Annotated in this window: 19 protein-coding genes; 6 read left to right on the plus strand and 13 right to left on the minus strand. The window is 66.8% G+C overall.

From position 1 onward, the window contains the following. A partial coding sequence (locus J2T47_RS28790) for a hypothetical protein (RefSeq protein ID WP_253454152.1) occupies positions 1–203 on the plus strand: 203 nt, incomplete at its 5' end. A 40-nt stretch (positions 204–243) separates the two neighbouring features. Here J2T47_RS28790 and J2T47_RS28795 read toward each other — a convergent pair. Beyond that, complete coding sequence (locus tag J2T47_RS28795; protein WP_253454154.1) at positions 244–1,716, minus strand: aldehyde dehydrogenase family protein; 1,473 nt, start codon at positions 1,714–1,716, stop codon at positions 244–246. A 221-nt stretch (positions 1,717–1,937) separates the two neighbouring features. Continuing rightward, positions 1,938–2,765, minus strand: coding sequence for a nuclear transport factor 2 family protein (locus J2T47_RS28800; protein WP_253454156.1), 828 nt, complete (start codon positions 2,763–2,765; stop codon positions 1,938–1,940). Between the two features lie 153 nt (positions 2,766–2,918). On the opposite strand from J2T47_RS28800, the gene J2T47_RS28805 reads away from it, so the two are divergent. The 3 genes from J2T47_RS28805 (at position 2,919) to J2T47_RS28815 (ending at position 5,734) form a co-directional block, all read left to right on the plus strand. Next, on the plus strand, positions 2,919–4,304 hold the full coding sequence (locus tag J2T47_RS28805) for an NAD(P)/FAD-dependent oxidoreductase (protein ID WP_253454158.1): 1,386 nt from the start codon (positions 2,919–2,921) through the stop codon (positions 4,302–4,304). An 11-nt stretch (positions 4,305–4,315) separates the two neighbouring features. Then, positions 4,316–4,675 carry a cupin domain-containing protein gene (locus J2T47_RS28810; RefSeq protein WP_253454160.1) on the plus strand — a complete coding sequence of 120 codons (360 nt, stop codon included), beginning with the start codon at positions 4,316–4,318 and terminating at the stop codon, positions 4,673–4,675. Positions 4,676–4,924: 249 nt separating this feature from the next. Then, positions 4,925–5,734 carry a lytic transglycosylase domain-containing protein gene (locus J2T47_RS28815; RefSeq protein ID WP_253454163.1) on the plus strand — a complete coding sequence of 270 codons (810 nt, stop codon included), beginning with the start codon at positions 4,925–4,927 and terminating at the stop codon, positions 5,732–5,734. 288 nt (positions 5,735–6,022) lie between these two features. Here the strand turns inward: J2T47_RS28815 and J2T47_RS28820 are convergent, their stop codons facing one another. From J2T47_RS28820 to J2T47_RS28845, 6 genes are all read right to left on the minus strand, one after another. Further along, complete coding sequence (locus J2T47_RS28820) at positions 6,023–7,117, minus strand: hypothetical protein (protein WP_253454165.1); 1,095 nt, start codon at positions 7,115–7,117, stop codon at positions 6,023–6,025. Positions 7,118–7,225: 108 nt separating this feature from the next. Beyond that, on the minus strand, positions 7,226–8,377 hold the full coding sequence (locus tag J2T47_RS28825) for a M24 family metallopeptidase (RefSeq protein WP_253454167.1): 1,152 nt from the start codon (positions 8,375–8,377) through the stop codon (positions 7,226–7,228). 90 nt (positions 8,378–8,467) lie between these two features. After that, positions 8,468–9,310, minus strand: a complete 843-nt coding sequence (locus J2T47_RS28830) for an ABC transporter permease (RefSeq protein ID WP_253454169.1) — start codon at positions 9,308–9,310, stop codon at positions 8,468–8,470. Continuing rightward, on the minus strand, positions 9,307–10,158 hold the full coding sequence (locus J2T47_RS28835; protein ID WP_253454172.1) for an ABC transporter permease: 852 nt from the start codon (positions 10,156–10,158) through the stop codon (positions 9,307–9,309). Before J2T47_RS28835 ends, J2T47_RS28830 begins: the two co-directional genes overlap by 4 nt. 1 nt (position 10,159) lies before the next feature. After that, positions 10,160–11,293 (minus strand): ABC transporter substrate-binding protein, encoded by a 1,134-nt coding sequence (locus J2T47_RS28840; RefSeq protein ID WP_253454174.1) that lies wholly within the window; start codon positions 11,291–11,293, stop codon positions 10,160–10,162. 39 nt (positions 11,294–11,332) lie between these two features. Next, positions 11,333–12,412 (minus strand): ABC transporter ATP-binding protein, encoded by a 1,080-nt coding sequence (locus J2T47_RS28845; protein ID WP_081516855.1) that lies wholly within the window; start codon positions 12,410–12,412, stop codon positions 11,333–11,335. 131 nt (positions 12,413–12,543) lie between these two features. Here J2T47_RS28845 and J2T47_RS28850 point away from each other — a divergent pair, with 131 nt between their 5' ends. Continuing rightward, positions 12,544–13,437 carry a LysR substrate-binding domain-containing protein gene (locus tag J2T47_RS28850; RefSeq protein ID WP_253454176.1) on the plus strand — a complete coding sequence of 298 codons (894 nt, stop codon included), beginning with the start codon at positions 12,544–12,546 and terminating at the stop codon, positions 13,435–13,437. Between the two features lie 584 nt (positions 13,438–14,021). Here J2T47_RS28850 and J2T47_RS28855 read toward each other — a convergent pair. From J2T47_RS28855 to J2T47_RS28875, 5 genes are all read right to left on the minus strand, one after another. Beyond that, positions 14,022–16,457 (minus strand): efflux RND transporter permease subunit, encoded by a 2,436-nt coding sequence (locus tag J2T47_RS28855; RefSeq protein WP_253454178.1) that lies wholly within the window; start codon positions 16,455–16,457, stop codon positions 14,022–14,024. A gap of 59 nt (positions 16,458–16,516) precedes the next feature. Further along, complete coding sequence (locus J2T47_RS28860) at positions 16,517–17,581, minus strand: WD40/YVTN/BNR-like repeat-containing protein (protein ID WP_253454180.1); 1,065 nt, start codon at positions 17,579–17,581, stop codon at positions 16,517–16,519. A 101-nt stretch (positions 17,582–17,682) separates the two neighbouring features. Beyond that, positions 17,683–19,041, minus strand: coding sequence for a DUF1329 domain-containing protein (locus tag J2T47_RS28865; RefSeq protein ID WP_253454182.1), 1,359 nt, complete (start codon positions 19,039–19,041; stop codon positions 17,683–17,685). A 41-nt stretch (positions 19,042–19,082) separates the two neighbouring features. Continuing rightward, a complete protein-coding gene (locus J2T47_RS28870; protein WP_253454184.1) occupies positions 19,083–20,930 on the minus strand; it encodes a DUF1302 domain-containing protein in 1,848 nt (615 codons plus the stop codon). 159 nt (positions 20,931–21,089) lie between these two features. Further along, positions 21,090–21,623: an RBBP9/YdeN family alpha/beta hydrolase gene (locus tag J2T47_RS28875; RefSeq protein ID WP_301295729.1), complete on the minus strand. Its 534-nt coding sequence runs from the start codon at positions 21,621–21,623 to the stop codon at positions 21,090–21,092. Between the two features lie 375 nt (positions 21,624–21,998). Here J2T47_RS28875 and J2T47_RS28880 point away from each other — a divergent pair, with 375 nt between their 5' ends. After that, positions 21,999–23,003: an AraC family transcriptional regulator gene (locus tag J2T47_RS28880; RefSeq protein WP_253454188.1), complete on the plus strand. Its 1,005-nt coding sequence runs from the start codon at positions 21,999–22,001 to the stop codon at positions 23,001–23,003. Positions 23,004–23,382 lie beyond the last annotated feature (379 nt).

A 23,382-nucleotide genomic window follows, 5' to 3' on the forward strand; every position in this document is an offset into this window, starting at 1 on the left:
TTTTTCGCCCCAAGCGAAAAACCGGATGTCCGGGGCAAGCCTTCTTGGTTACTTCTTCGGCGTTTGGAAGAAGTGACTCGCCCGAGGGGGCGAAATACGATATCCGCGCGCGCACCGAAGCGGCGCAGAAGAACGAACGACAACGCAGCCAACGGCGGATAACGCTGGCGCGTTATGCGCCCTACAGGGGAATGTCGGCGTAGGGCGAATAACCTGGAGCAGGTTATTCGCCGTCCCATCAGATCACTTGATATACCACCCCCACGGCTGGTCGCTGAGGTACTCGGTGACCTGCTTGGTCTCCAGGTAGTTGTCCAGTCCCCACACCCCCAGCTCGCGGCCGATGCCGCTCTGCTTGTAGCCGCCCCAGGGCGCCTGGGTGAAAGTCGGCTGCGAGCAATTGACCCAGACGATGCCGGCACGCAGGCCGCGGCTGACACGCTGGCAGCGCGCCGGGTCGGCGGACATCACTGCTGCCGCGAGGCCGAACTGGCTGTGGTTGGCCAGGCGCAGCGCCTCGGCCTCATCCTTGAAGCGGCGCACGGCGAGCACCGGGCCGAAGATTTCCTCACGCCACACGGCGCTTTCCAGCGGCGCGTCGATGAAAACCGTGGGTTCGACGAACCAGCCCTGGTCCCGATGCACCGGGCGCTTGCCGCCAGTGGCCAACTTCGCCCCATCGCGCACGCCGGCCTCGATGGCCTGCAGCACCTTGGCGTGCTGGCCGGCGCTGACCAACGGGCCGAGCAGCACGCCCGGCTCCAGACCGTTGCCGATGGTGATGCGGCGGGTTTCTTCCACCAGGCGCTCGATCAGCCGGTCATGCAGACCGTCCTGCACCAGCAGGCGCGAGGTGGCGCTGCACACCTGGCCCTGGTTCCAGAAGATGCCGAAGAGGATCCACTCCACCGCCGCCTCGACATCGGCGTCGTCGAAGACGATGAAGGCCGACTTGCCGCCCAGCTCCAGGCTGACGTTCTTGATGTCCTGGGCCGCTGCCTGCATGATCGCGCGCCCGGTCGGCACGCTACCGGTGAAGGCCAGCTTGTCCACGCCCGGATGGGCCGAGAGCGGCGAGCCGGCGTCACGGCCCAGGCCGGTGACCACGTTGAGAACACCCTTGGGCAGGCCCACGGCATCGGCGGCAGCGGCCAGCTCCAGGGAGGTCAACGGCGTCAGCTCGGACGGCTTGAGCACAGCGGTGCAACCAGCAGCCAGCGCCGGCGCAACCTTCCACGAGGCCATCAGCAGCGGGTAGTTCCACGGGATGATCTGCCCGGCCACGCCCACCGGCTCGCGCAGCACGCGGCAGGCAAAACGCTCGTCGGGCAGCGCGACCACTTCGCCCTCGTCATTCAGCCCTTCGGCCAGCTCGGCGTAGTAGTCGAAGCAGCCGATGGCGTCGTCGATATCCCACTGCGCCTCGGGCAGCGGCTTGCCGTTGTCCTGCACTTCCAGGCGGGCCAGGTCTTCGCGACGGCCACGCAGGTTGTCGGCAATGGCGCGTAGGTAGCCAGCGCGTTCCTTGCCCGAGCTGCGGCCCCACTCGCCCTCGTCGAAGGCCCGGCGCGCGGACTGCACGGCACGGTCGATATCTTCCCCGGTAGCAGCGGCGACTTCGGTCAGCACGGCCTCGCTGGAGGGTTCGTACACCTCGAAGCGGCCACCCTGCGCGGGTGCCTGCCACTGGCCATCGATATAGAGCTGGTCGCGCATGCGAAGGTCTCCTGAGCTTGTTGGAATGCTTGTGGGCCGAGCATAGGGAAATGGGCGCGGTATTGATAACGCGGGCGCCGTGCATGCGGGCACGCGCGGAGCGGCCATGCCGAGCATTTGGCACCGCGTAGGATGGGTGGAGCCTGCGATACCCATCGCCAGGGTCGCCAGCGATTGATGGGTATCGCTTCGCTCCACGCCATCCTACAAAAGCGATCCGCTCACGAAGTCGCTTTCTGCTCCAGATACGCCTTGGGCGACAGTCCCGTCTCCTCGCGGAAGCAGCGGTAGAAGGTCGACAGCGAGCGGAACCCCGCCGCCCTCGCCAGTTCGTCGATGCGCGTGACGCTGGTGGCGCCGTCGAGCTGGCCGAGCAGGTGGCGCAGGCGCAGCTGGTTCAGGTACTGGTAGAAGCTCAGGCCGAGCACCTGGTTGAGGAAGTAGGAAATCTGGTTGCGCGTGTAGCCGGTGGCCGCCGCGACCTGGGGCATGTCCAGGTCGGGGTTGAGGAATGGCCGGGTCTGCTGGAAGTACTGCTGGATGTCGCCGCCGAGCAGGCTCAGCTGCCGCGCGGAAAGCCCCAGGCGACTGTCGGCCATGCGCGGCTGCGGTTCGCTGGCGGTCTTCTCCGGCTGGCCGACCAGCGCGGCATGCTCGTTGACCCGGATGATCCGCCCGCTGCGCACGGTATAGGCTTCGGTGGCGCGGAAGGACACCAGCCCCTGGGTGCCGCGCAGGGTCACCTGGTACTGCAGGAAGGCGGTATCGCCGTCGACCCGCAAGCGGTCGGCATAGACCTGCGATTCATCCCCTGCCGCCGGCATGCTGGTCTGCAGGTAGTCGCGCAGTTCGTGCGGCGCGATCCGACGACCCTGGAAGAAATCGTTGTACTCCACCTGCGGGTCGAACAGCGCCATCAGCGCCTCGATGTCGTGGCGGCGCCAGGCCTGGTGATAACGCATCACGACGGCATGGGTTGCGGCGCTGGCCGGGTCGGGCTGGTAGGGCGTGTCTTCGAGCGTGGCGCTCCAGCCCTGTTCTTCACTCATCGCATTCCCCTGCCAGTCTCGGCCGGCTCGTTCTGTTCCGGGCGTGCCCGCAAAGAGCGGCAAGCCGTATGCCTGGGCACCCCGGAGCGATTACAAAACTCGGACGCGGCCCGAAGACCGCTTTTTCTTCCGACATTCTGCCGGAGTTTTCCGATGACATCCGCCCTTCTTGCGCACGCCACTCCCAGACCTTTCTGGCTCGACACCCTCGATCCTGCTCCCGCCGCACCGGCGCTGGAAGCAGATCGCCGCTTCGACCTGGTGGTGGTCGGCGGCGGCTTCACCGGTCTCTGGACCGCCCTGCACGCCCGCCTGCGCTGGCCCGGCGCGAGCATTGCGATCGTCGAGGCGCGTCGCTGCGGTGGCGAGGCCAGCGGGCGCAATGGCGGCTTCTGCGCGCCGAGTATTTCCCACGGTGTAGGCAATGCCCTGCGCCGCTGGCCGGAAGAAGCTGAAACCCTGGTGCGCCTGGGCCGACAGAATCTTGAAGAGTTCGAGGCGGACCTGCAGCGCTTCGGCATGAACGTGGAGTTCGAGCGTCGCGGCAAGCTCAGCGTCGCCCTGCAGCCCTGGCAGGTCGAAGGCCTGCGCGGCATGCAACGCAACTACCAGCGCTTCGGCATCGACTGCGAGTGGCTCGAAGGCGCGGAGCTGGCGCAGAAACTCGACTCGCCGCTGTACAAGGCTGGCGTGTTCGAGCCCAACTACGCGCTGCTCAACCCGGCGAAGATGGCCGCGGAGCTGCGCCGAGTGTGCATCGAGCAAGGCGTCGAGCTGTTCGAGAACACCCCGGTGCACGAGCTGCACCAGCGCGGCGACCGCCTGATGCTGCGCTGCGACCGTGGCGAGCTGGAGGCCGGGCAGATCGCCCTGGCGACCAACATCGCCCCGCCGCTGCTCAGCCACCTGAACTCCAGCGTGATCCCGGTGTACGACTACTCGCTGGTCACCCAGCCGCTGACCGACGACCAGCTGCGCGCCATCGGCTGGGTCGACCGCTACGGCATCGCCGATGCCGGCAACCAGTTCCACTACCTGCGCAAGACCGCCGACAACCGCATCCTCTGGGCCGGCTTCGACGCCATCTACCACTTCGGCAGCCGCCGCGACGAGGCCCTGACCCAGCGCCCGGAAAGCTTCCAGCGCCTGGCCGAGCAGTTCCGCGAGGCTTTCCCGCAGCTCGGCCCGATCGAGTTCAGCCATGCCTGGGGCGGCATCATCGACACCTCGGCGCGCACCACGCTGTTCACCGGTTGCGTGCTCGGCAACCGTGTCGCCTACGCGCTGGGGTTCACCGGACAGGGCGTGGCGGCCAGCCGCTTCGCTGCGCTGAACATGCTCGACCAGCTGGGCGGCGAAAGCACCGAACGCACCCGACTGCGCATGACCTCGCAGAAACCCTTCCCCTTCCCGCCCGAGCCGCTGCGCTATCTCGGTGTGCGCCTGGCCCAGCGTTCGCTGGCCAAGGAAGACCGCACCGGCCGCCGCGACCTGCTGCTCAAGACCTGCGATGCCTTTGGCGTCGGTTTCGATTCCTGATGGAGAACTTCATGTCCACCCTGCCCCGCCACGTCATCGACTTCGCCAACCCCGAGCTCGCCCCGCAGGAGCGCGAAATCAACGACCCGGCCATCGTCGATGCGCCGTACCGGAGCCGCAGCTGGCGGCACTTCAGCGCCCCGGAAAAGAACGCCATCGCCGGTATCTGGGAAGCCGGCGTGCACCTGGAACGCTGCGAGTGCGATTACGACGAGCTGTGCCACATCCTCGAAGGCAGCGTACGCCTGACCGACGCCGACGGCGTGGCGAAGACCTTCGGGCCAGGGGATTCGTTCGTGGTGGCCGCGGGCTTCAAGGGCACCTGGGAAAATCTCACGCCGGTGCGCAAGGTGTATTTCATTCTCGGTTGAGCGACGGACTCGCAGGCTACGTAGGAGCGGCTGACTATTGCGCAGCGTGCGCGGTCAGCGATGTTCCGGAACGCCGGCCAGCCGTACGTCCCCCCAAGCTCCACAACCGTTTGAAAGGGCTATAACTAGCGAAACGAAACGGCAGGTCAGCCAGGACCACCCCTGATACGACCGCCCCTGATGGCCCTTTACCTATCCCCGGATCAGGCTTCCCCGGCCTGATCGGCGCCTGCGGCGCGGAGCGGTTTGATGAGTTCCACCACCTGGCGCTGGGCTCGCAGGAGCCTTCCTGGCTGCATCGGACTGGCATTGCTGGTCGCGCCGCTGTATGCCAGCGCCCTGTACCGCTGCCAGGCCCGCGACGGGACCGTCAGCCACACCAGCCACGCCGTTGCCGGCGCCCGCTGCACGCTTCAACACGGCAAGGCCAGCCAGGCCGGCACCAGCGCCAGGTCCAGGGCCGCACCAGCGCCCGAGCACGGGGACGATCCGGGCGCAGGGCGGGTTCGGGTGTACACCTTCGTCCACAAGGGCGTGCGCCAGTATGTCAGCCGCCGCCCGGTCGGGATCTCTGCGCGGGTCGATGTGATCGATGTGTACTACATCAAGGGCTGCTACCTGTGCATGGCGCCGAAGGACTTCAACGTCGCCACGCTGCGCCTGGACACCCGCTCCTACCGGCGGGAAATCGAGTCGGCCTCGACTCGCTACGGCGTCGACCAGGCGCTGGTCCGTGCAGTGATCCATGCCGAATCGGCGTTCCAGCCCAACGCCATTTCCATCGCCGGCGCCCAGGGGCTGATGCAGTTGATGCCCGACACCGCCGAGCGCTTCAACGTCAGCAACCCCTTCGATGCGCGGCAGAACATTCGCGGCGGCGTGCGCTACCTGGCCTGGCTGCTCAAGCGCTTCAACGGCAATCAGCGGCTGGCGCTGGCCAGTTACAACGCCGGTGAGATGACCGTCGACAAGTACAACGGGATACCGCCCTACGCCGAGACGCAAACCTACGTCGCTCGCGTGCAATCGCTGACCGAGCGTTATCGCAACCATCGCTGAAGGGGCTGGTTCGGCGTTGGTTCGCGAGCAAGCTCGCTCCTACAAAAGAGCACACCGGCGCTTCCAGGGCCTGCAGGAGCGGACGCTGTCCGCGATGGGCTGGCCGTGCTCCATGGTCGGCGGGAGCGGTGGCGAATCGATCGCGGACGGAGTCCGCTCCTACGCTGCCTCTACCCCCGGCGTAGGGCGCATAACCTGGAACAGGTTATCCGCCGGGCAATCCGCGGCGGATAACGCTGGCGCGTTATCCGCTCTACCGGTCAGCCCGACCCTGCCAGAGCTGATGGCTCAAGCGAACCTCCACCCCGCCGTCGCCAGCCGGGTATCCAGCCCGGCGAGATCGGCCTCCACCCGCGCCGCCGGTTCCGGCATGTACGCCAGCGGATCGGGCAGCGTGGACGGCTGGCCAAGGAAGCCTTCGGTCGCGGCATGCAGGCAGTAGGCGCTGTAGGCCGGGTTGTAGCCGCCTTCCTGCACCACCAGCAGGCGTCCCTGGCAGAGTTCGTCGGCCAGCGCGCGGGCGCGGCGGGCCAGGCGGTTGAAGCCCTGCATGGTCACCAGTTGGCGGCCATTGGGGTCGAACTGCGAGGCATCCAGGCCGTTGGCGATGATCAGCAGGTCCGGCTTGAAGGCGCGCAGCGCCGGCTCGACGAAGCGGCTGAAGACCATTTCATAGAGCTGGTCGCCCGAGCCCATGGGCAGCGGCAGGTTGAGGTTGCTGCCCAGCCCGGCGCCGTAGCCGCGCTCGTCCGCCGCTCCCGATTGCGGGTGACTCGGGCCCCAGGCGCCATGGTCCATGTGCAGGGACACGGTGAACACCGACGGATCGTCGTAGAAACCTTCCTGGGTGCCATTGCCGTGGTGCACATCCCAGTCGACGATGGCGACACGCTCCAGTCCCGCGGCCTGCGCGGCGCGCGCGGCAACCCCGACGTTGTTGAAGAAGCAATAGCCGTCGGCCATGGCCGGTGCGGCATGGTGGCCCGGCGGACGCACCAGGGCCATGGCCGGGTTGCCGGTGGCCAGCACGCTTTCCAGCGCCAAAAGGCTGGTGCCGGCGGCGGCCAGCAGGCCGGCGAGGCTACCGGCGGACATCAGCGTGGTGCTGCTGAAGCGCTTGCCCTGGGCATCGGCCTCGAAGATGCCGCGCAGGTAATCGGCATCGTGGAAGCGCAGCAACTCCTCTTCGCTGGCGTGGCGGCCTGCGTGCCAGCGCAGCGAGTCGGCAACCGGGCCGCGCTGGAGGATGGCGCGCATGTTGAGCAATCGCGGATTGCTCTCCGGATGCAGCAGCTGCTCGGCCAGCAGGTCGCTGGGCGGCGCTTCGAACACGCCGGCGGCGGTGTCATGACGCAGCACGTCGTCGTGCCAGAAAATATCCATCGTGTGACTCATCGGAAACCCTCGGACTTCATCACTGCGCCCGCAGGCGCAGACACGCAACACGGACTCGCCCCCGGCCGGCGCAGCGCCGCCGGGAGCGCTCCTCCATCAGTCGATGATCGTCAGTTCCGGCGGCAGTTCGGACAGGCTCGCCGAGCCCTTCTCGCCGCACAGCACGGTGTCGCCGAGCTTGATCCCGAAGCCCTCGTTGTACAAGGACAGGTTCGGTTCGATAGAGAACGACATGTTCGGCTGGAACACGTGGTCGTCGGCCTCGTCCACCATCATCGCTTCCAGCCAGGTCGGCGGGTAGGCCAGGCCGAGGCTGTAGCCGATGCGGTGCACGCGGGTGCGCGACAGGTCGATGCGGTCGAGGATCTGGTTGCACACGCGGTTGGCCTCGCCCACCGGGGTGCCCGGCTTGGCGATCTCGATGGCGGCGTTGAAGGCCTCGGTGAGCAGGGTCGCCACTTCCTTCACGCGCGGGCTGGGTTTGCCGATCACCGCGGTGCGCATGAGGATGGCGTGGTAGCGGTTGCACACGCCGGCGTGTTCGAGAATCACCACATCGCCGTGGCTGATGGTCTGGCGGTGCGGCATGGCGTGGGTCATGGTGCTGCGGCGGCCGGTGGCGCACATCGGGCTGATCGCCGAGTACTCGCTGCCGGCGCGGCCCAGGGCGTTGGCGACGATGCCCGCCACTTCCACTTCGGAGATGCCCGGACGCAGCGCCTCGAAAGCGGCCAGCATGCCCTGGTCGGCCATGCGCGCGGCGCTGCGCTGGTACTCGATTTCCTCGGCGGTCTTGATCAGGCGGTTCTCGGCGACCAGGGGGCCGGCGTCCTCGAAGCGCGCTTCGGGCAGGTAGCCCAGCAGCGCGTTGTACTGCGCCGGGGAGAAGGTCGAAGCGGTCATTTCCAGGCCGATGCGCGCCTGGGACAGGCCGGCCTGGGCGAGCACGTCGGCGACGATCTTCAGCGGGTCCTGCTTGGCGATGTCATAGAAGATCGCCTCGTTGATGCACGACAGCTCCCAGGTGCAGGGCTCTTCGCTGGTGCGGGTGAGGAACACCGGCTCGGCCAGCTTCGGCGAGATGATCAGCGCCTGGTACCAGAGGAAGCCCAGGCTGTCGAAGCCGGTGAGGTAGTTGATGTTGTCCGGGTAGTTGACCACCAGGGCATCCTGGCCACGATCGGCCATGCGGCGTTTGACGGCTTCGACGCGTTGACGGTAGGTGCGCGCGGGGAAAGCGGTAAGCATGGGGATTCCCTCCTCAGGGACAAGGTGCAAGCGACAGGCAGTTCGGACGGCGGCCATCGGGCAGCCAGAGGTGGATCGGTTGAAGCGAAATCAGGACGGCGGTGGCTGTCGGCGCTCCAGGTACATACGCAGCAGCATCACCGCCAGGGTGAGGACGATCATCAGGGTGGACACGGCGGCGATCGCCGGGTCGAGGTTGTAGCGCAGGCCATCCCAGATGCGCTTGGGCAGCGTCACCACGTTCAGGCCGCTGGTGAACAGGGTCACCACCACTTCTTCCCAGCTCATCACGAAGCCCATGAAGAAGCCGCCGAGGATGCCGCCGCGCACATTGGGCAGCAGCACGTGCCAGAGCGTCGGCCAGAGCCCGGCGCCGAGCGAGCGCGAGGCCTTGTACAGGCTCTGGTCGAGCCGCGCATAGGCCACCAGCAGGGCGATCACCGAGTACGGCAGCGCCATCAGCAGGTGCCCGAAGCCGACGCCCAGCAGGTTGTCGAGAATGCCCAGGCGCGCGTCGAGGTAGTAGATCGACATGGCCGAGACCACCTGCGGGACGATCATCGGCAGCAGCACGATCAGGGTCAGCACGGTACGGAAGCGCCGCTGCAGCCAGATACCGGTGGCGAACAGGAAGGCCAGCGCGGTAGACAGCGCACCGACCACCAGAGCCAGGCCAAGGCTCTGCAGAATCGATACCAGCCAGGCGCCGTCGAACAGCGTTGCGTAGTGGCGCAACGACCAGCCACCATCCGGGAAGGCCAGGTAGCGCTGGTTGCCGAACGACAGCGGCACGATCACCAGGATCGGCAGCAGCAGGAACAGCGCGGACAGCAGCAGCGCGGCCCAGGACAGCCAGCGCCCCAGCGGCGGGCGCGGCAGTTGCGGCTTGCCCGGCTTGGGCATGGCGGAGACGAAGGTTCCCTGCGGGGTCACAGCTCAGTCCTCCCGAGCAGGCGGCGGAAGCCGATGAGTTGTCCGAACAGCAGCGCGCAGCCCACCACCAGCAGCATCAGCACGATGCTCAGCGCCGCGCCCAGGCCCCAGTTGGAGAGCTGGAACATCTGCACGTAGATGTACTCGGCGAGCATTGCTGCTTTGCCGCCGCCCAGCAGCGCCGGGGTGACGAAGCAGCCGAGGCTGAACACGAAGACGATGGCCGACGCGGCGACCACCCCCGGCAGGGTCAGCGGGATGAAGATGTCCTTGAGCGTCTGCCAGTGGCTGGCGCCCAGGCTGCTGGAGGCGCGCAGCAGGCTGTCGTCCACCTGTTTCAGCGAGGACAGCAGCGGCAGCACCGCGTACGGCACCATGAAGTGCACCATGCCGATCAATGCGCCCAGCTCGTTGCGCACCAGCGGCGGCGGCGCATCGAACCAGCCGGTGGCCATCAGGCCCTGGCTGACCAGCCCACCGTTGCGCAGCAGTACCAGCCAGGCGAAGGCGCGGATCAGCATCGACAGCCAGAACGGCAGCAGCACGAACAGCTCGATCAGCTGGCGGCCGCGCGGCGTCGCGAAGCGCCAGCGGTAGGCGATCAGGTAGGCGATGGCGACGCTGATCGCGGTGGTCAGCAGGCAGATGCGCAGGGTGCGCCAGATCACCGCCTGCAGGTTGGCGTTGTCGGCGATGGCCGCGTAGTTCTGCGTGCCCCACTCCGGCAGGCTGAAGCTCCAGCCGAGCACGCCGAGAGTCGGCAGCAGGTAGCCGACCACGACGAGTACCGGCAGGGGCAGGATCAGCAGGCCGTAGACCGGCAGCACGCTCGGTGCGAAACGTCCCATCTCAGCCACCGATCAGCGCGAGGTAGCGCTCCAGAGTTTCGCCGTAGTGTTCGGCGTGCCACTTGTTGTTCAGCGACACCTGCTTCTTCAGGTTGTCCGGCGCAGTCGGGTTGATCGCCTGCAGCTGGGCGCTGAGCAGGTCGTTGGCCTTCAGGTTCACCGGGCCCATGTTGTAGACCTCCATGAGCTTGGCCTGCACCTCGGGGCGCAGCGCGTAGGCGATGAAGTCCATCGCCGCCTTGGCGCCGGCCGGGTTGTTCCTGGGCACCATCCACACCGAGGGCGAGACGATGCCGCCGTCGAAGCTCCAGTCGATCTTGCCGGCGGTGTCGTTCTTCACCAGCTCGGCGCGGGTGTGCCACATCTGCGCCATGCTCACCTCGCCATCGCGGATCAGCTGCTGCGATTCGGCGCCGGTGGACCAGTGGGTGGCGATGTGCGGCAGCAGCTCCTCAATCTTGCGCAGGGCGCGGTCCACGTCCAGCGGGTAGAGCTGCTCCGGCGGCACGCCGTCGGCCAGCAGCGCGCATTCGAGGTTGGCGCTCATCCACTTGTAGAGGGTGCGCTTGCCCGGGTATTTCTTCACGTCCCAGAAGTCGGCCCAGGACCTGGGCGGGTTCTTGCCGAACTGCTCGTGGTCGTAGCCGATCACGTAGCTGTAGGTGTAATTGGCGAGGCCGAAGTCATGCACGTCGCCGTAGCCGATCAGCGACTTGTCGACGATGCCGTAGTCGATGGGGGTGAGGAACTTGTCCTTGCCCAGCCGGTAGGACGAGTACATCTCGCCGTCGCACACGTCCCAGCGCACCGCCCCGCTGCTCACCTGGGTCTTCAGCGCGCCCTCGGTGGGGCCACTGCCGTCCACTTTCAGGGTCAGCCCGGAAGCCTGGTCGAAGCCGCCGAAGCTCTTCTCGAAGGCCGGCACCGCATCGCCGCCCCAGTTGGCCAGCACCAGGCTGCCGCCGGCGGCGAAAGCCCGACCACCGGCGCCGAACGGCAGTGCGCTGGCGGCGGCGAGCAGCAGCAGGCTACGGTTGAAATCGCGGCGGCTGATGCCGGCGCGCTCGCCCTTCTGGGCGGCGATTTCGATGGCGTCTTCGATGAAGCCTTGGCCTGCTTTTACAGAGTCGCTCATGTGATTGCTCCCCGATCGTTTGTTTTCGTTATGGGTTTGTCAGGCGGACAACAGGTGGCAGTGCTGCGGCGACCAGCTGCACCAGTAGCGCTGGCCGCTGCGCAGGCTGCCCAGCAACGGGTGCGATACCGGCAGGCGCAGGTCGAGGCGATCGCCCTGCTCCAGGGTCAGTTCGAGGTTGACGTGTGCACCCTGGTAAGTCGCAGGACCCGCGGTGGCGCAGAGGCCGTTGTCGCGGCCGGCGTCCTGCAGCGGGCGCAGGTCGATGTGCTCCGGGCGCACCGCCAGCCAGCTCTTGCCGCCCTGGCCGGCATTGGGCGTATTGGCCACGCGCAGGTGCTGGCCACGGAAATCGCAGAGCGTGGCTTCGGCTTCGCGACCGACCACGCCGACCTCCAGCAGATTGGTGTCGCCGAGGAAGTTGGCGACGAAGCGGCTGGCCGGCCGTTCGTAGACCTCGCGCGGGGTGCCGACCTGCTCCAGGCGGCCCTTGTTGAACACGGCGATACGGTCGGACAGCGCCAGGGCTTCTTCCTGGTCGTGGGTGACGAAGACGAAGGTGGTGCCGAAGTCCTTGTGCATGCGCGCCAGCTCGCCCTGCATCTCCTGGCGCAGGCGACGATCGAGGGCGGACAGCGGTTCGTCGAGCAGCAGCAATTTCGGTTTGAACACCAGCGCGCGAGCCAGCGCCACGCGCTGCTGCTGGCCGCCGGAGAGCTGGCTGATGCCGCGTTCGCCCATACCGGCCAGGCCGACGCGCTCCAGCACCTCGGCAACCCGGCGCTCGATCTCCGCGCCCGGCACCTTGCGGATGCGCAGCGGGTAGGCAACGTTCTGCGCCACGCTCATGTGCGGGAACAGCGCATAGCCCTGGAACACCACGCCGAATTCACGCTGGTCCGGCGACAGGTGCGTGATGTCGCGGCCGTCCTGCTCGATGCGCCCTTCGCTGGGTTCGACGAAGCCGGCGAGCATCATCAGCGTGGTGCTTTTACCCGAGCCCGAAGGGCCCAGCAGCGTGAGGAATTCGCCCTGGCGGATGCTCAGGCTGAGGTCGCTCAGGACCTGCAGGTTGCCGTAGCGCTTGCCCAGGCCGAGCAGGTCGACGAAATGCTGCATGGCGGATCTCCAGCCGTTTTTTCTTGTTGATCGGTGTTGGCTTGGGCTCATCTTCTGTGCAAATTTAACTAACGACAATTCAATAGATTTCCACCTGAATCGTTAGTCAAATTCACACAAGAAGGTCCTTCATGCGTCAGAACAGTGCGTTTCGCATGCCGTCGCTCATCGCCCTGCGCGCTTTCGAGGCGCTGGTCCGCCAGGGCAGCATCAGCCGCGCGGCGCTGGAGCTGCACGTCACCCACGGGGCGGTCAGCCACCAGGTGAAGAAGCTCGAGGAAGAACTGGGCATGGCGCTGGTGGAGCGCCAGGGCAAGGGCGTCAAGCTGACTCCGGCCGGGCGTCAGCTGAGCCAGCAGATCAGCAGCGCCTTCGACCAGCTGCGCGACATCCGCCGCGCCCTGCCCACCGAGGAACCGGCCGGCGAGCTGCGCATCGCCTGTGCCCCGGCGCTGCTGGCGCGGGTGTCATCGCTGCTGGAGAAATTCCTGCGCAACTACCAGGAGGTCGCCCTGCACCTGCTGCCGATGAGCAGCGACCTGGGCGAGGCGGACATGGTGATCTCCTTCGGCGAAACGCACATCGAAGGCCAGCGCTTCGCCGCGCTGGGTGACATCCGCTACTTCCCGGTGTGCAGCCCGCGCCTGCTCAACACCCAGGAACACCTGCGCAAACCCCGCGACCTGGCGCGCCAGGTGCTGCTGCATGAGGACGACGGCTTCGACTGGAGCCGCTACTTCCTCGCCGCCGGGGTGCCCGGCCTGCAGGCGCGGCAAAACGTCTTCCTGCCCGACGCCTACCTGACCATCCGCGCCGCCGTGGCCGGTGGGGGCGTGACCATCAGCGACCACATTCTTGCCGGTGAGGAGCTGCATCAGGGGCGGCTGGTGCGGCTTTTCGACATCGACTTTCCGGCGCCCCACCCCTACTTCCTGATCATCCCGCCCCATGGCAACCAGGCGCTGGCGCGGGAATTCGCCGACTGGCTGCTGCATGAGCTGGAGGCGATTCCGGCGTTTGATTGAAGTCGGGAGGTCCTCTGCGCTCTGGAGGCAATCACGGACGAAGTCCGCTCCTACGGCTCAGGCTCGGCGTTTCCCTGTAAGTGCCGGCGTTGAGCGGTTCGCGAGCAAGCTCGCTCCTACGAAGAGCCGGACCCAAGCCTCGCTCTGGCTCTGGCTCTGGCTTTCAAAAGACTTCCAGAGAAATGACCACACGCGCCGACTGCCCCGTTCAGGAGGCCTCGTCGAAGCGGAGTTTCAGGGGTTGAGCGGCATGGATGCCGCGAGAGCGGCGATGGGCCAGGGATGGCCCTTCGTCGGGGGACGCCTAGTTCGTGCCCCTGAAACTTCGCTTCAACGAGGGAATTTTTCGCCTAAGCGAAAAACCGGATGTCCGGGGCAAGACCTTTGCCTACTTTGGGTCGTTTGCCAAAGTAGGTCGCCCGAGGGGGCGAAACACAGAGTCCACGCGCACACCAAAGCGACGCGGAACACCCGTGCCAAAGCAGCAAACCGGCAACACCAGAACAGAAGGAACCGCCGGCCCTGCCGGCGGATCGCGGGCATGGCCCGCTCCTACAGGGGAGACCCATCGTTTGGCGGTTGGCTCAGAGCTTTTTCCCGCCCAGCAGGAAGTGCGACAACGCCGGAATCAGAATCAACGCCCCGAGCATGTTCCACAGGAACATGAAGGTCAGCAGAATCCCCATGTCGGCCTGGAACTTGATCGGCGACCAGGCCCAGGTGATGACACCCGCCGCCAGGGTCACGCCAACCAGAGCGACCACCTTGCCGGTAAAGGCCACGGCCTGCTGATAGGCCACCGACAGCGGCAACCCGGCGCGCTGCATCTGCAATTGCACACTCAATAGATACAACGCGTAGTCCACCCCGATCCCCACGCCCAGCGCGATCACCGGCAGCGTGGCGACCTTGACGCCGATGCCCATCATCACCATCAGCGCCTCGCAGAGGATCGACGTGAGCACCAGTGGCAGCAGCGCCACCAGGGTCGCGCGCCAGCTGCGGAAGGTGATCAGGCAGAAGATGCCCACCGCCGCGTAGACGTAGAACAGCATGCGGTGGTTGGCCTCGCGCACCACGCGGTTGGTCGCGGCCTCGATCCCGGCGCTGCCGGCAGCCAGCAGGAACTGGCGGTCCGGCGTGCTGTTGGCACGGGCGAAGTTCTCGGCGATGCCGGCCACTTCGTCGAGGGTCTGCGCCTTGTGGTCCTTGAGGAAGGCGATCACCGGCATCAGCGAGCATTCGGTGTTGAACAGCTCCGGGGTGTTCACCGAGGCCTGCTGGGCAGCGTAGTTGAGCACGTCCTGGTTGCGCTGCAGGCTGGCGAACTTGGGGTTGCCCTCATAGGTGCCGGCAGTGATCTGCCGCACCGCGTTGACCAGCGAGGTGGTGGCCTGCACGCCTTCATGCTGTTGCAGCGCCCAGCCCAGGCGATCGGCAAGGATCAGCGTGCGGTAGTTCAGGCAGCCTTCCGGGGCGGTCTTCACCATTACCGCGAAGAGGTCGCTGGAGAGCGCGTAGTGGCTGGTGATGTAGGCGTTGTCGCGGTTGTAGCGCGAGTCGGCGCGCAGCTCCGGGGCGCCGGCGTCGAGGTCGCCGATCTGCAGGTGCTGGCTGACCAGCAGTCCGCCGGCGCCCAGCAGCGCGGCGATGATCAGGGTGACGCTGGCCCAGCGGCGCTGGGTGAAGCGGTCCAGCAGGTCCCACAACTTGCCCAGGCCGGCATGCTGGTCCGCCTGACGGTCCTCACGCAGGGCACGTGCAGCGGCCTTCGGGCTGACGCCAACGTAGGACAGCGCCACCGGCATCATCAGCAGCGAGGTGAAGATCAGCACTGCCACGCCAATGCTGGCGGCGATGGCCAGGTCCTGGATCACCGGGATGTCGATCAGCATCAGCACGGCGAAGCCCACGGCGTCCGACAGCAGCGCGGTGACGCCGGCCAGGAACAGCCGGCGGAAGGTGTTGCGCGCGGCCACCTGCTTGTGGGTGCCACGGCCGATGTCCTGCATGATGCCGTTCATCTTCTGGGTGGCGTGGGACACGCCGATGGCGAAGATCAGGAACGGCACGAGGATCGAGTACGGGTCCAGCGCGTAGCCCAGCCAGGCCACCAGGCCGAGCTGCCAGACCACCGCCAGCAGCGAGCAGCCGATCACCAGCAGGCTGCTGCGCAGGCAGCGGGTGTAGAAGAGGATGATGACGAAGGCGGTAACCACCGCCAGGCCGAAGAACAGCATCACCCGCACCAGACCTTCGATCAGGTCGCCCACCAGCTTGGCGAAGCCGATCACGTGCAGGCGCACCGGGCCCTTGCCCTCCTCGCCGGCGGCGAAGGCGCGGGCGTCGCCCAGGTATTCGTACTTCAGGCGCAGGTCGTCGAGGGCGCGGGAGAATTCGCGGTAGTCGATGCCCTTGCCGGTGGCCGAGTCGCGGTCCAGCAGCGGCACCACCAGCATGCTGGAACGGAAGTCGTTGCCCACCAGGCTGCCGACGATGCCGGCACGGGCGATGTTCTGGCGCAGCTGGCCGATGGCCTCGGGCTTGCCGTCATAGCCGTCGGGCATCACCGGGCCGCCCTGGAAGCCTTCCTCGGTGACCTCGGTCCAGCGCACCGCCGGCGACCACAGCGATTTCATCCAGGCACGGTCGACGCCGTGGCTGAGGAACAGCTGATCGCTGATCTGCCGCAGACTGTCGATGTAGGCCGGGTCGAAGATGTCGCCGCTGGGGTTCTCCACCACTACCCGCACCGAGTTGCCCAGGCCACGCAGCGCGGCACGGTTGTCCAGGTAGTTGCGGATGTAGGGATCGCTGTGCGGGATCATCTTCTCGAAAGCCGGACGCATCTCCAGACGGGTCACGGCCATGTAGCCCAGCACCACAGTGACCAGCGCGATCAAGGCGATGAACAGCGCGCGGTGGTTGAAAACCAGACGCTCCAGCAGGTTCCCGCTGTGGGTGTCAAAGTCCCGCAGTTCGCGGACTACAGGCATCTCGCCTTGCTTCAGGTCGACCATGAGGCTGTCTCTCTATCTCTTGTTCTTATGGTTCTTGAACGGGTGAAACGCCGCTGCGCTCAGCGCACCGGCATGGCGTTCTCGCGTACGCCGCGTGTGCCCACCAGCAGCAGCCGGCCGGGTCCGGCCACGGCGCCATTGACGGGCAGGCGCTCGGCCAGATCCAGCGGTTTGAAGCTGGCACCGCTGTCATCGCTGATCAGCCCCTGGCCGGCCTGGCTGAACAGATACAACCGGCCATTGGCGTCGAAGCTGGCGGCGGTCAGGCTCACCGGCAGGCCAGTGTCCACCGCGCTCCAGCTTTCGCCGTTGTCGAGACTGCGGATCGCGTGGCCGCGCAGGCCGTAGGCGAACACCAGGCCGGGCCGCGCGATGACGCCGAAGAAGCTGCCGGCATAAGGCGATTGCAGGGCGACGAAGCGCTCAGCCTGATGATCCAGGCGCAGCAGCAGGCCCTGCTCGCCGACGATGAACAGGTCATCGCCGTTGGCCGTGATGGCGGTCAGGTGCAGCGCCTGCGGGTTGTCGATGCGGTGGTTCCAGGGTTCCCAGGTACGGCCGCCGTCGCGGGTGTGCAGGATCAGGTTGAAGGCACCGACCACGAAGCCTTCCTTCGCGTCGCGGAACCACAGGTCGAGGAACGGCTTGTCGGCGCCCTCCTCCTGGTAGCGGCGCGCCTGGTCCAGCCAGGTGGCGTTGTCCGGCTGCGGGTGGGCGGCGTAGTAGTCGAGCATCAGCTGGCCGATCTGCCGGCCGTCGAGCTGGCGCTCCCAGTGCTTGCCGCCGTCGGCGCTGTGCAGCACCACGCCGTCGTGTCCCACCGCCCAGCCATCCTGTGGCGTGGGGAAGCGCACGGCGGTGAGGTCGGAGCTGACCGGCACCTCGGCCTGCAGCCAGCTGGTGCCGCCGTCATCGGAATAGAGAATGTGGCCGCGCTGGCCGACGCTCACCAGGCGCTTGTCGACGCGGGTGACGGCCAGCAGCGGCACATGGCAGGGAGCGGCGCTGTGGGGCGCCGGCTGGTCGAGTACATCGACGAACGCTGCGACCGTTCCGCCGGCTTGAGCGCCGCCCGCCAGAAGCAAGGCACCCAGGGCAATCAGGCGCTTGAAGGGGATCTGCATGGTGCTTTCCTCACAACTCTCTTCGCATCTGTTCCTGCAGCTTTCGCTGCAGGAGCCGCGGCGGCCCCGCTTTGCCTCAAGCCGGGCCGCCGCGTCCCTGGTCAGCGAATGCCGCTACCGGCCAGCGCTTCGGGGGACCACTGGGTCTTGGCCAGCGGGTCGATGTAGCTGATGCCGCCGTACGGGCCGACGACGCCGTTGATGTTGTAGGAGCCGGCAGTCAGGTCGTAGATCATGAACGGCGTGGCGTCCGGGATGCGCTTGTCGTAGCTCTGGCTGAGGAAGGCGAAGGAGCCGCGATAGAGCTGGCCGCGGGCGTCGTACTGGTCGGAGGCCAGGGCCACCCAGCTGTCTTCGTCGAGGTAGAAGCGACGCTTGGCGTAGATGTGCCGCGCGCCGGATTTCAGGGTGCCTTCGACGACCCACACGCGGTGCTTCTCCCAGCGCACGTAGTCAGGCGAGAGGTGGTTGGGCGTGACCACCGGCTTGATATCGCTGGCGTAGGTCAGGCGGTAGGTGTTGTAGGGCACGATCATTTCCTGCTTGCCCACCAGCTTCCAGTCGTAGCGGTCCAGCGCGCCATTGAAGACGAACACGTCGTCGTAGGTGCCGGCACCGGCCATGCCGGGGTTCGGGGTGTCGTAGGCCAGGTTCGGCGCCAGCTTCACGCGGCGCTGGCCGGGCAGGTACTGCCAGGCGCGGCGCGGCTGCTGCAGCGGGTTGGCGGCGTCCTTGAGCATCATCGCCTCGCCGGCGCGACGAGCCGGGCCGCTGTAGTAGAGCTTCATCTGGTAGTAGACCTCGGAGCCCTTCACCGGCTGGGTGAGGTCTTCGTACACCGGGTAGTTGATGAAGGCCTGGCCGGTGGTGGCGAGGTTGGCGCTGCCGGAGGCATCGACGTTCCAGGAGTCGTACTTGGCCTTGATGTTCACGCCCTGGTAGCGCAGCAGGAAGTTCCACATCGCCTCGGCGCCGGTCTTCGGGATCGGGAACGGCACGCCCGGCAGTGCGTTGTCGATGGCGGTGCCGCCTTCCAGGGACTGCGCGGTGACAGCGTTCTTCTTGCTGTTCTCCAGCACGGTGTCCGGCAGCGCGGCGCTGCGGTGGGTCGGGTAGACATCGACGCGGAAGGTCGGATAACGCTTGGCCAGCTCGACGGTGGTGGCCGACAGTTCATTCTTGTACTGGTCGACGTTCTTGCCGTCGATCACCAGCAGCGGCTTGTCGCTGGCGTACGGGTCCGGGCGCATGCTGTCGCCAGCCTTGAAGCTGGCCGGGGCGGTGGTCAGGCCGCCGGCATAGGCGGGAATCGAGCCATCGCTGCTGGCGGCTTTCTCGGCGCCGACCAGGGTCAGGGTGCTGCCCAGCTGGGCGGCGTCCTGCGGGGAAACGGCGGCCTGGGCCAGACCGCAGAGGGTCAGGCCAAGGGCGGTGGCGATCAGGGTGGGCTTGAAGTTCATGCTGTTTTTCTCCTGCTTCGAAAGCGAAGCCTGGGGTGAAATCAGAAGGTGGCCTTCAGGGAAGCGGTGACCATGCCGCGGTCCTTCAGCAGGGGCGCGAGGCCGCCTTGCGAGGTGATCTGGCCGGGGATGCACTGGTACTGGCCGTTGGCGCCGGGGGTGTTGTTGTCGCGGCCGCTCTCGCAGGTATCGAAGGGGCCGAAGGCGTCGACGTATTTCAGGTCCAGGCGGTATTTCTGGTGGAAGTCCGCTGCCACGCCGACCGAGTAGCTGCCGGCGTCTTCGTTGCCGCCCAGCTGCACCGCCGAGTTGCCGTGCAGGCCGACGTTGTAGGCCACCGGCATGGACAGATCGACGCCCGGGAAGGCCTGGTACCAGGTCGGGGTGAAGTTGGCGGACATGGCGTAGGCGTTGGTGGTGACCTTGTCGACGCCGTGGTAGCTGGAGTCGCCCTTGAAGGTCTGCTCGCCTTCGGTGACGTCGATCAGGTGCGTCAGGGTGCCTTCCACCGCCAGCGACGAGGCGTCCCACAGCGGCGTGGCGCCGAAGGTCACCAGGCCGTTGAGCACGACGTGGAAGGTCTTGCCGCGGGCCAGGCCGGTGTCGCCATCGCTGGGCATCTCGCCGATCAGGTTGGCGCCGTTGATCGCGCCGCGCTTGGCCGCCGCGTAGAGGGTGGAGTTGACCGTGGTGAAGTTGCTCGCCAGCGGCATGTTCTCGCGGTAGTTCAGGTCCATGCCGACGCTCACGCCGGCGATTTCCTTGGACAGGCTGATGCCGTAGATGTCGATGTCGTCGGCGTAGGCGGTGACGTAGTTCATCCCCTGCAGGCCGGCGAGGCCAGGCTTGTGCAGGTTCGGCGCATCCACCAGCACCGCCGGCAGGGTGTCGGAGGTCTTGCGGTAGTAGAAGCCCAGGGTGCCGTCGAGCCACTCCGGGCTCCACTTGGCCATCAGGCCGAAGTCGCCGGTGTTGTCCGGCTCGCGGTCATGGCCGCGCGGTGCACCATAGAAGGCGTTGAGCGCCGGCAGCGGCAGCCAGAAGACGTTGCCGCCGTCGTTGAGCATGTCGTAGGGCCCCATGTAGGTGCCGCCTTCGGGGAAGCGCGAGTTCTCGAACTCGAGGAAGTACTGCGCGGCCAGGGTCAGCTCGGGGTTCACCGTCAGCGACGCGGACAGCTGGTTGCGCGGCATGAACAGCTCCTTGGCCTCGGTGCCGGGCACGTTGTACAGCTTGCCCAGGTCCAGGGCCGACTGGCCGTAGTTGATGCCGTTGGCGGCGCTGAACAGCGTCTCGCCCCAGTAGATGGTGTGGCGACCGAGCTTACCGCTGAGCTGCATGTCGTCGCCGACCTGATGACTGGCAAAGACGAAGGCGTCGAGCAGCTCGCCGGACGGGCCGTTGTAGTAGCGGTCGGCGAAGTTGCTCAGGCCGTGGGTGGCCGGCTGCGCGCCGCGCGGGGCGATCACCGTGCCGTTGCGGCTGACCAGGTGGCCGGCGTTGCCCGCCTGGCCGGGGAACGGGTTGTCGGAGCCGACATCATCGTAGGCATGGTCGTACCAGCCGGCGGCGGAGAGGCGGAAGCCCATGCTGTCGCGGTAGACGAAGTCCAGCTCGCTGAGCAGGTCGAAACGCTGGGTCACCGGGGTGCCGGAGGAGAAATTGCGGTCGCCGTCGTTGGTGTTGGCGGTGCCGGCGATCTTGCTGTTGGGCGACTCGACACGCTGCCCGTAGCTGAGCTTGACGGTGTTGTCGAAGCGGATCGAAAAGTCCGGATTGCCGGTATCCAGCTCGAAGGCCTGCAGCGGCTGGCCGGCCATGGCGGCGAGGACTGCACTCGCCAGCAGGCAGCGTTGCAGGGGGCGGTGAGTGTGGCTCTGATGATGCATTCGTGTGCTCCGTTTCTTGTTGTGGTCGGGACGCTTTCCGGGCCCGTCCCGCAGCCCCTTCTTTTCCACCAGAAGGCCGTACGCCAGGGCGCACGGGGGCCTGCCCCGGCGCGAGCGCCGGAACCGGGGGTTGCTTGGTTGATCAGTGTTCTGGGCGGATCAGGTATCCAGCAGCTGGATCAGCTCGTCGGCCTGTGGCCAGTCGCCGAATCCCGAAGCGGGGTTGAGGTGGCCGACCCGGCCCAGTTCCACCACGCTGGCGCGCCAGTGGCGGGCCATGCGCTGCACGGCCTCGGGGCTCGCCAGCGGGTCGTTGTCGCTGCAGGCCACCAGCGTGGGGAACGGCAGCGGCTCCAGCGGCAGCGGCGACCAGCCCATCTCGGCGAGGACTTCGGGCTTGGGATAGTGCGCCGGCCAGTCGCCGTCGAGATCCGGCGGGGTGGCCAGCAGAGCGCCCTTGATCGGCCGGCTGTAGCGCGCCGCCCAGTGAGCGACCATCAGTACCCCGGCGCTGTGGGCGACCAGGATCACCTCGCCGTCGATGCTCTCCAGCTCGTGCTGGATGGCTTCGACGCGGGCATTCAGGTCCAGCTTGTTCTCGGTCAGCGGCGGTACGCTGCGGGCATTGGGCAGGCGCTGCTGGAGCAGGGTCTGCCAGTGCTCGGCAACGTGGTCGCGCAGGCCGGGGACCATGAGGACGGTGGTGGAAGTCTTGTTGTTGCTCACCGGTTCACCTTTGGGTGATTTCGAACTTGTTGGACAGACAGTAGAGATGCCCCGGTCAAGGTGCTTTGCATTGAGCGTCAGGTACTTCGCATTTGATGACAGGCCCCGGCCAGCCTGATGTCCCACGGGCTCCACGGCCGCCGCGGATAGCGGGACGTACGGTGCATTCCAGAGCGCCGCGAGCACTGGCCGAAGTGAGAACTTTCGTACACGATTGGTTACAGCTGTCGCTAGAATCTGACGTCATCGACCCAGCCAGCGTGCACTCTGGCCACCGGGCGTCCACGGACCCCGACGGCACGGAGCAACCACAAGAACAAGAAGGCGATCGGCATGACCCCAATGGTTCGCATTGCGGCCCTCACCAACTACCTGGAAGTGGCCCGGCACCTGGGCCTCAACCCGCAGCAGCAACTGAGCGCGGTGGGCCTGTCTCAATCCATGCTCGAACACCCGGAGCAGCGCATCCCTGTTGCCACGGCGGTGACCCTGCTGGAGGAATCGGCGCGCATCAGCGGCTGTGAGACCTTCGGTCTGCGCATGGCCGAGTCCCGCCAGCTCGCCGACTTTGGCGTGATCAGTCTGCTGCTCTCGCACCAGGCGACGCTGCGCGAGGCCATCGACACCATCATTCGCTACCGCCACCTGCTCAACGAGTCCCTGGCCCTGTACATCGACCAGGAAGGCAAGCTGGCGATCCTCCGCGAAGAACTGCTCACCGTGCCGCCGATGCCGATGCGCCAGGGCCTGGAACTGGCCCTGGGCACCCTCTACCGCCTCTGCGCCGCTCTCCTCGGCCCGCACTGGCGGCCGGTCAGCGTGAACTTCAGCCACGACGCCCCGGCGGACATGCAGGTCCATCGTCGGCTGTTCGGCTGCAAGATCGAATTCGGCAGCGAGTTCAACGGCATTGTCATCCCCGCCGCCGACCTCGATGCCGCCAACCCCATGGCCGACCCGGCCATGGCGCGGCATGCGCGCAGCTTCGTCGACTCCCTGCCCGGCGCCACCGACGGCAGCACCCTGAACGAGGTGCGCAAGTCCATCTACCTGCTGCTGCCCATGGGCCGCGCGACCATCGAACAGATCGCCCAGTCGCTGGGGCTGAACGTGCGCACGCTGCAACGGCGCCTGGAAGACAACGGGGTGACCTTCTCCGACCTGATCAACGAAGTCCGCCGCGAACTGGTGTTGCGCTACATGGAAAACCCGCGCTATTCGCTGGGGCGGATTGCCGACCTGCTGGGGTACTCGATGCCCAGCTCCTTCACCCGCTGGTTCGCGGTGCAGTTCGGGGTGTCGCCGGCGGCGTGGCGCAAGGAGCATCTGGGGCGGGAGACGGAGTGAGTGTTTCCTGAGGAGGATGGTGCCGTGAGGTTCGCGAGCAGGGACAGGCGTCCCCCTCGGTCCAACGAAGAGCGCCCGAGTTTCCCTGTAGGAGCGGGCCATGCCCGCGATCGCGCCGATGGGGCGCCCCCACAGGTTGATCTCGGCATTCCCGGCCAAGTCGTGAATCCGTTTGAAACACCGGCCTTGCCGGCGGATCGCGGGCGTGGCCCGTTCCTACAAGAGCACGCCTTCACCCGGGCTTTGGCTCTGCATTTTGGGGTTTCCAGAGAGCCATCCGCACGCGCCGAATGCCCCGTTCAGGAGGCCTCGTTGAAGCGGAGTTTCAGGGGTTGAGCGACATGGATGTCGCGAGAGCGCTGTCGGGCCAGGGATGGCC

The organism is Pseudomonas nitroreducens, assembly GCF_024170165.1.
Classification (GTDB): Bacteria; Pseudomonadota; Gammaproteobacteria; order Pseudomonadales; family Pseudomonadaceae; genus Pseudomonas; species Pseudomonas nitroreducens_C.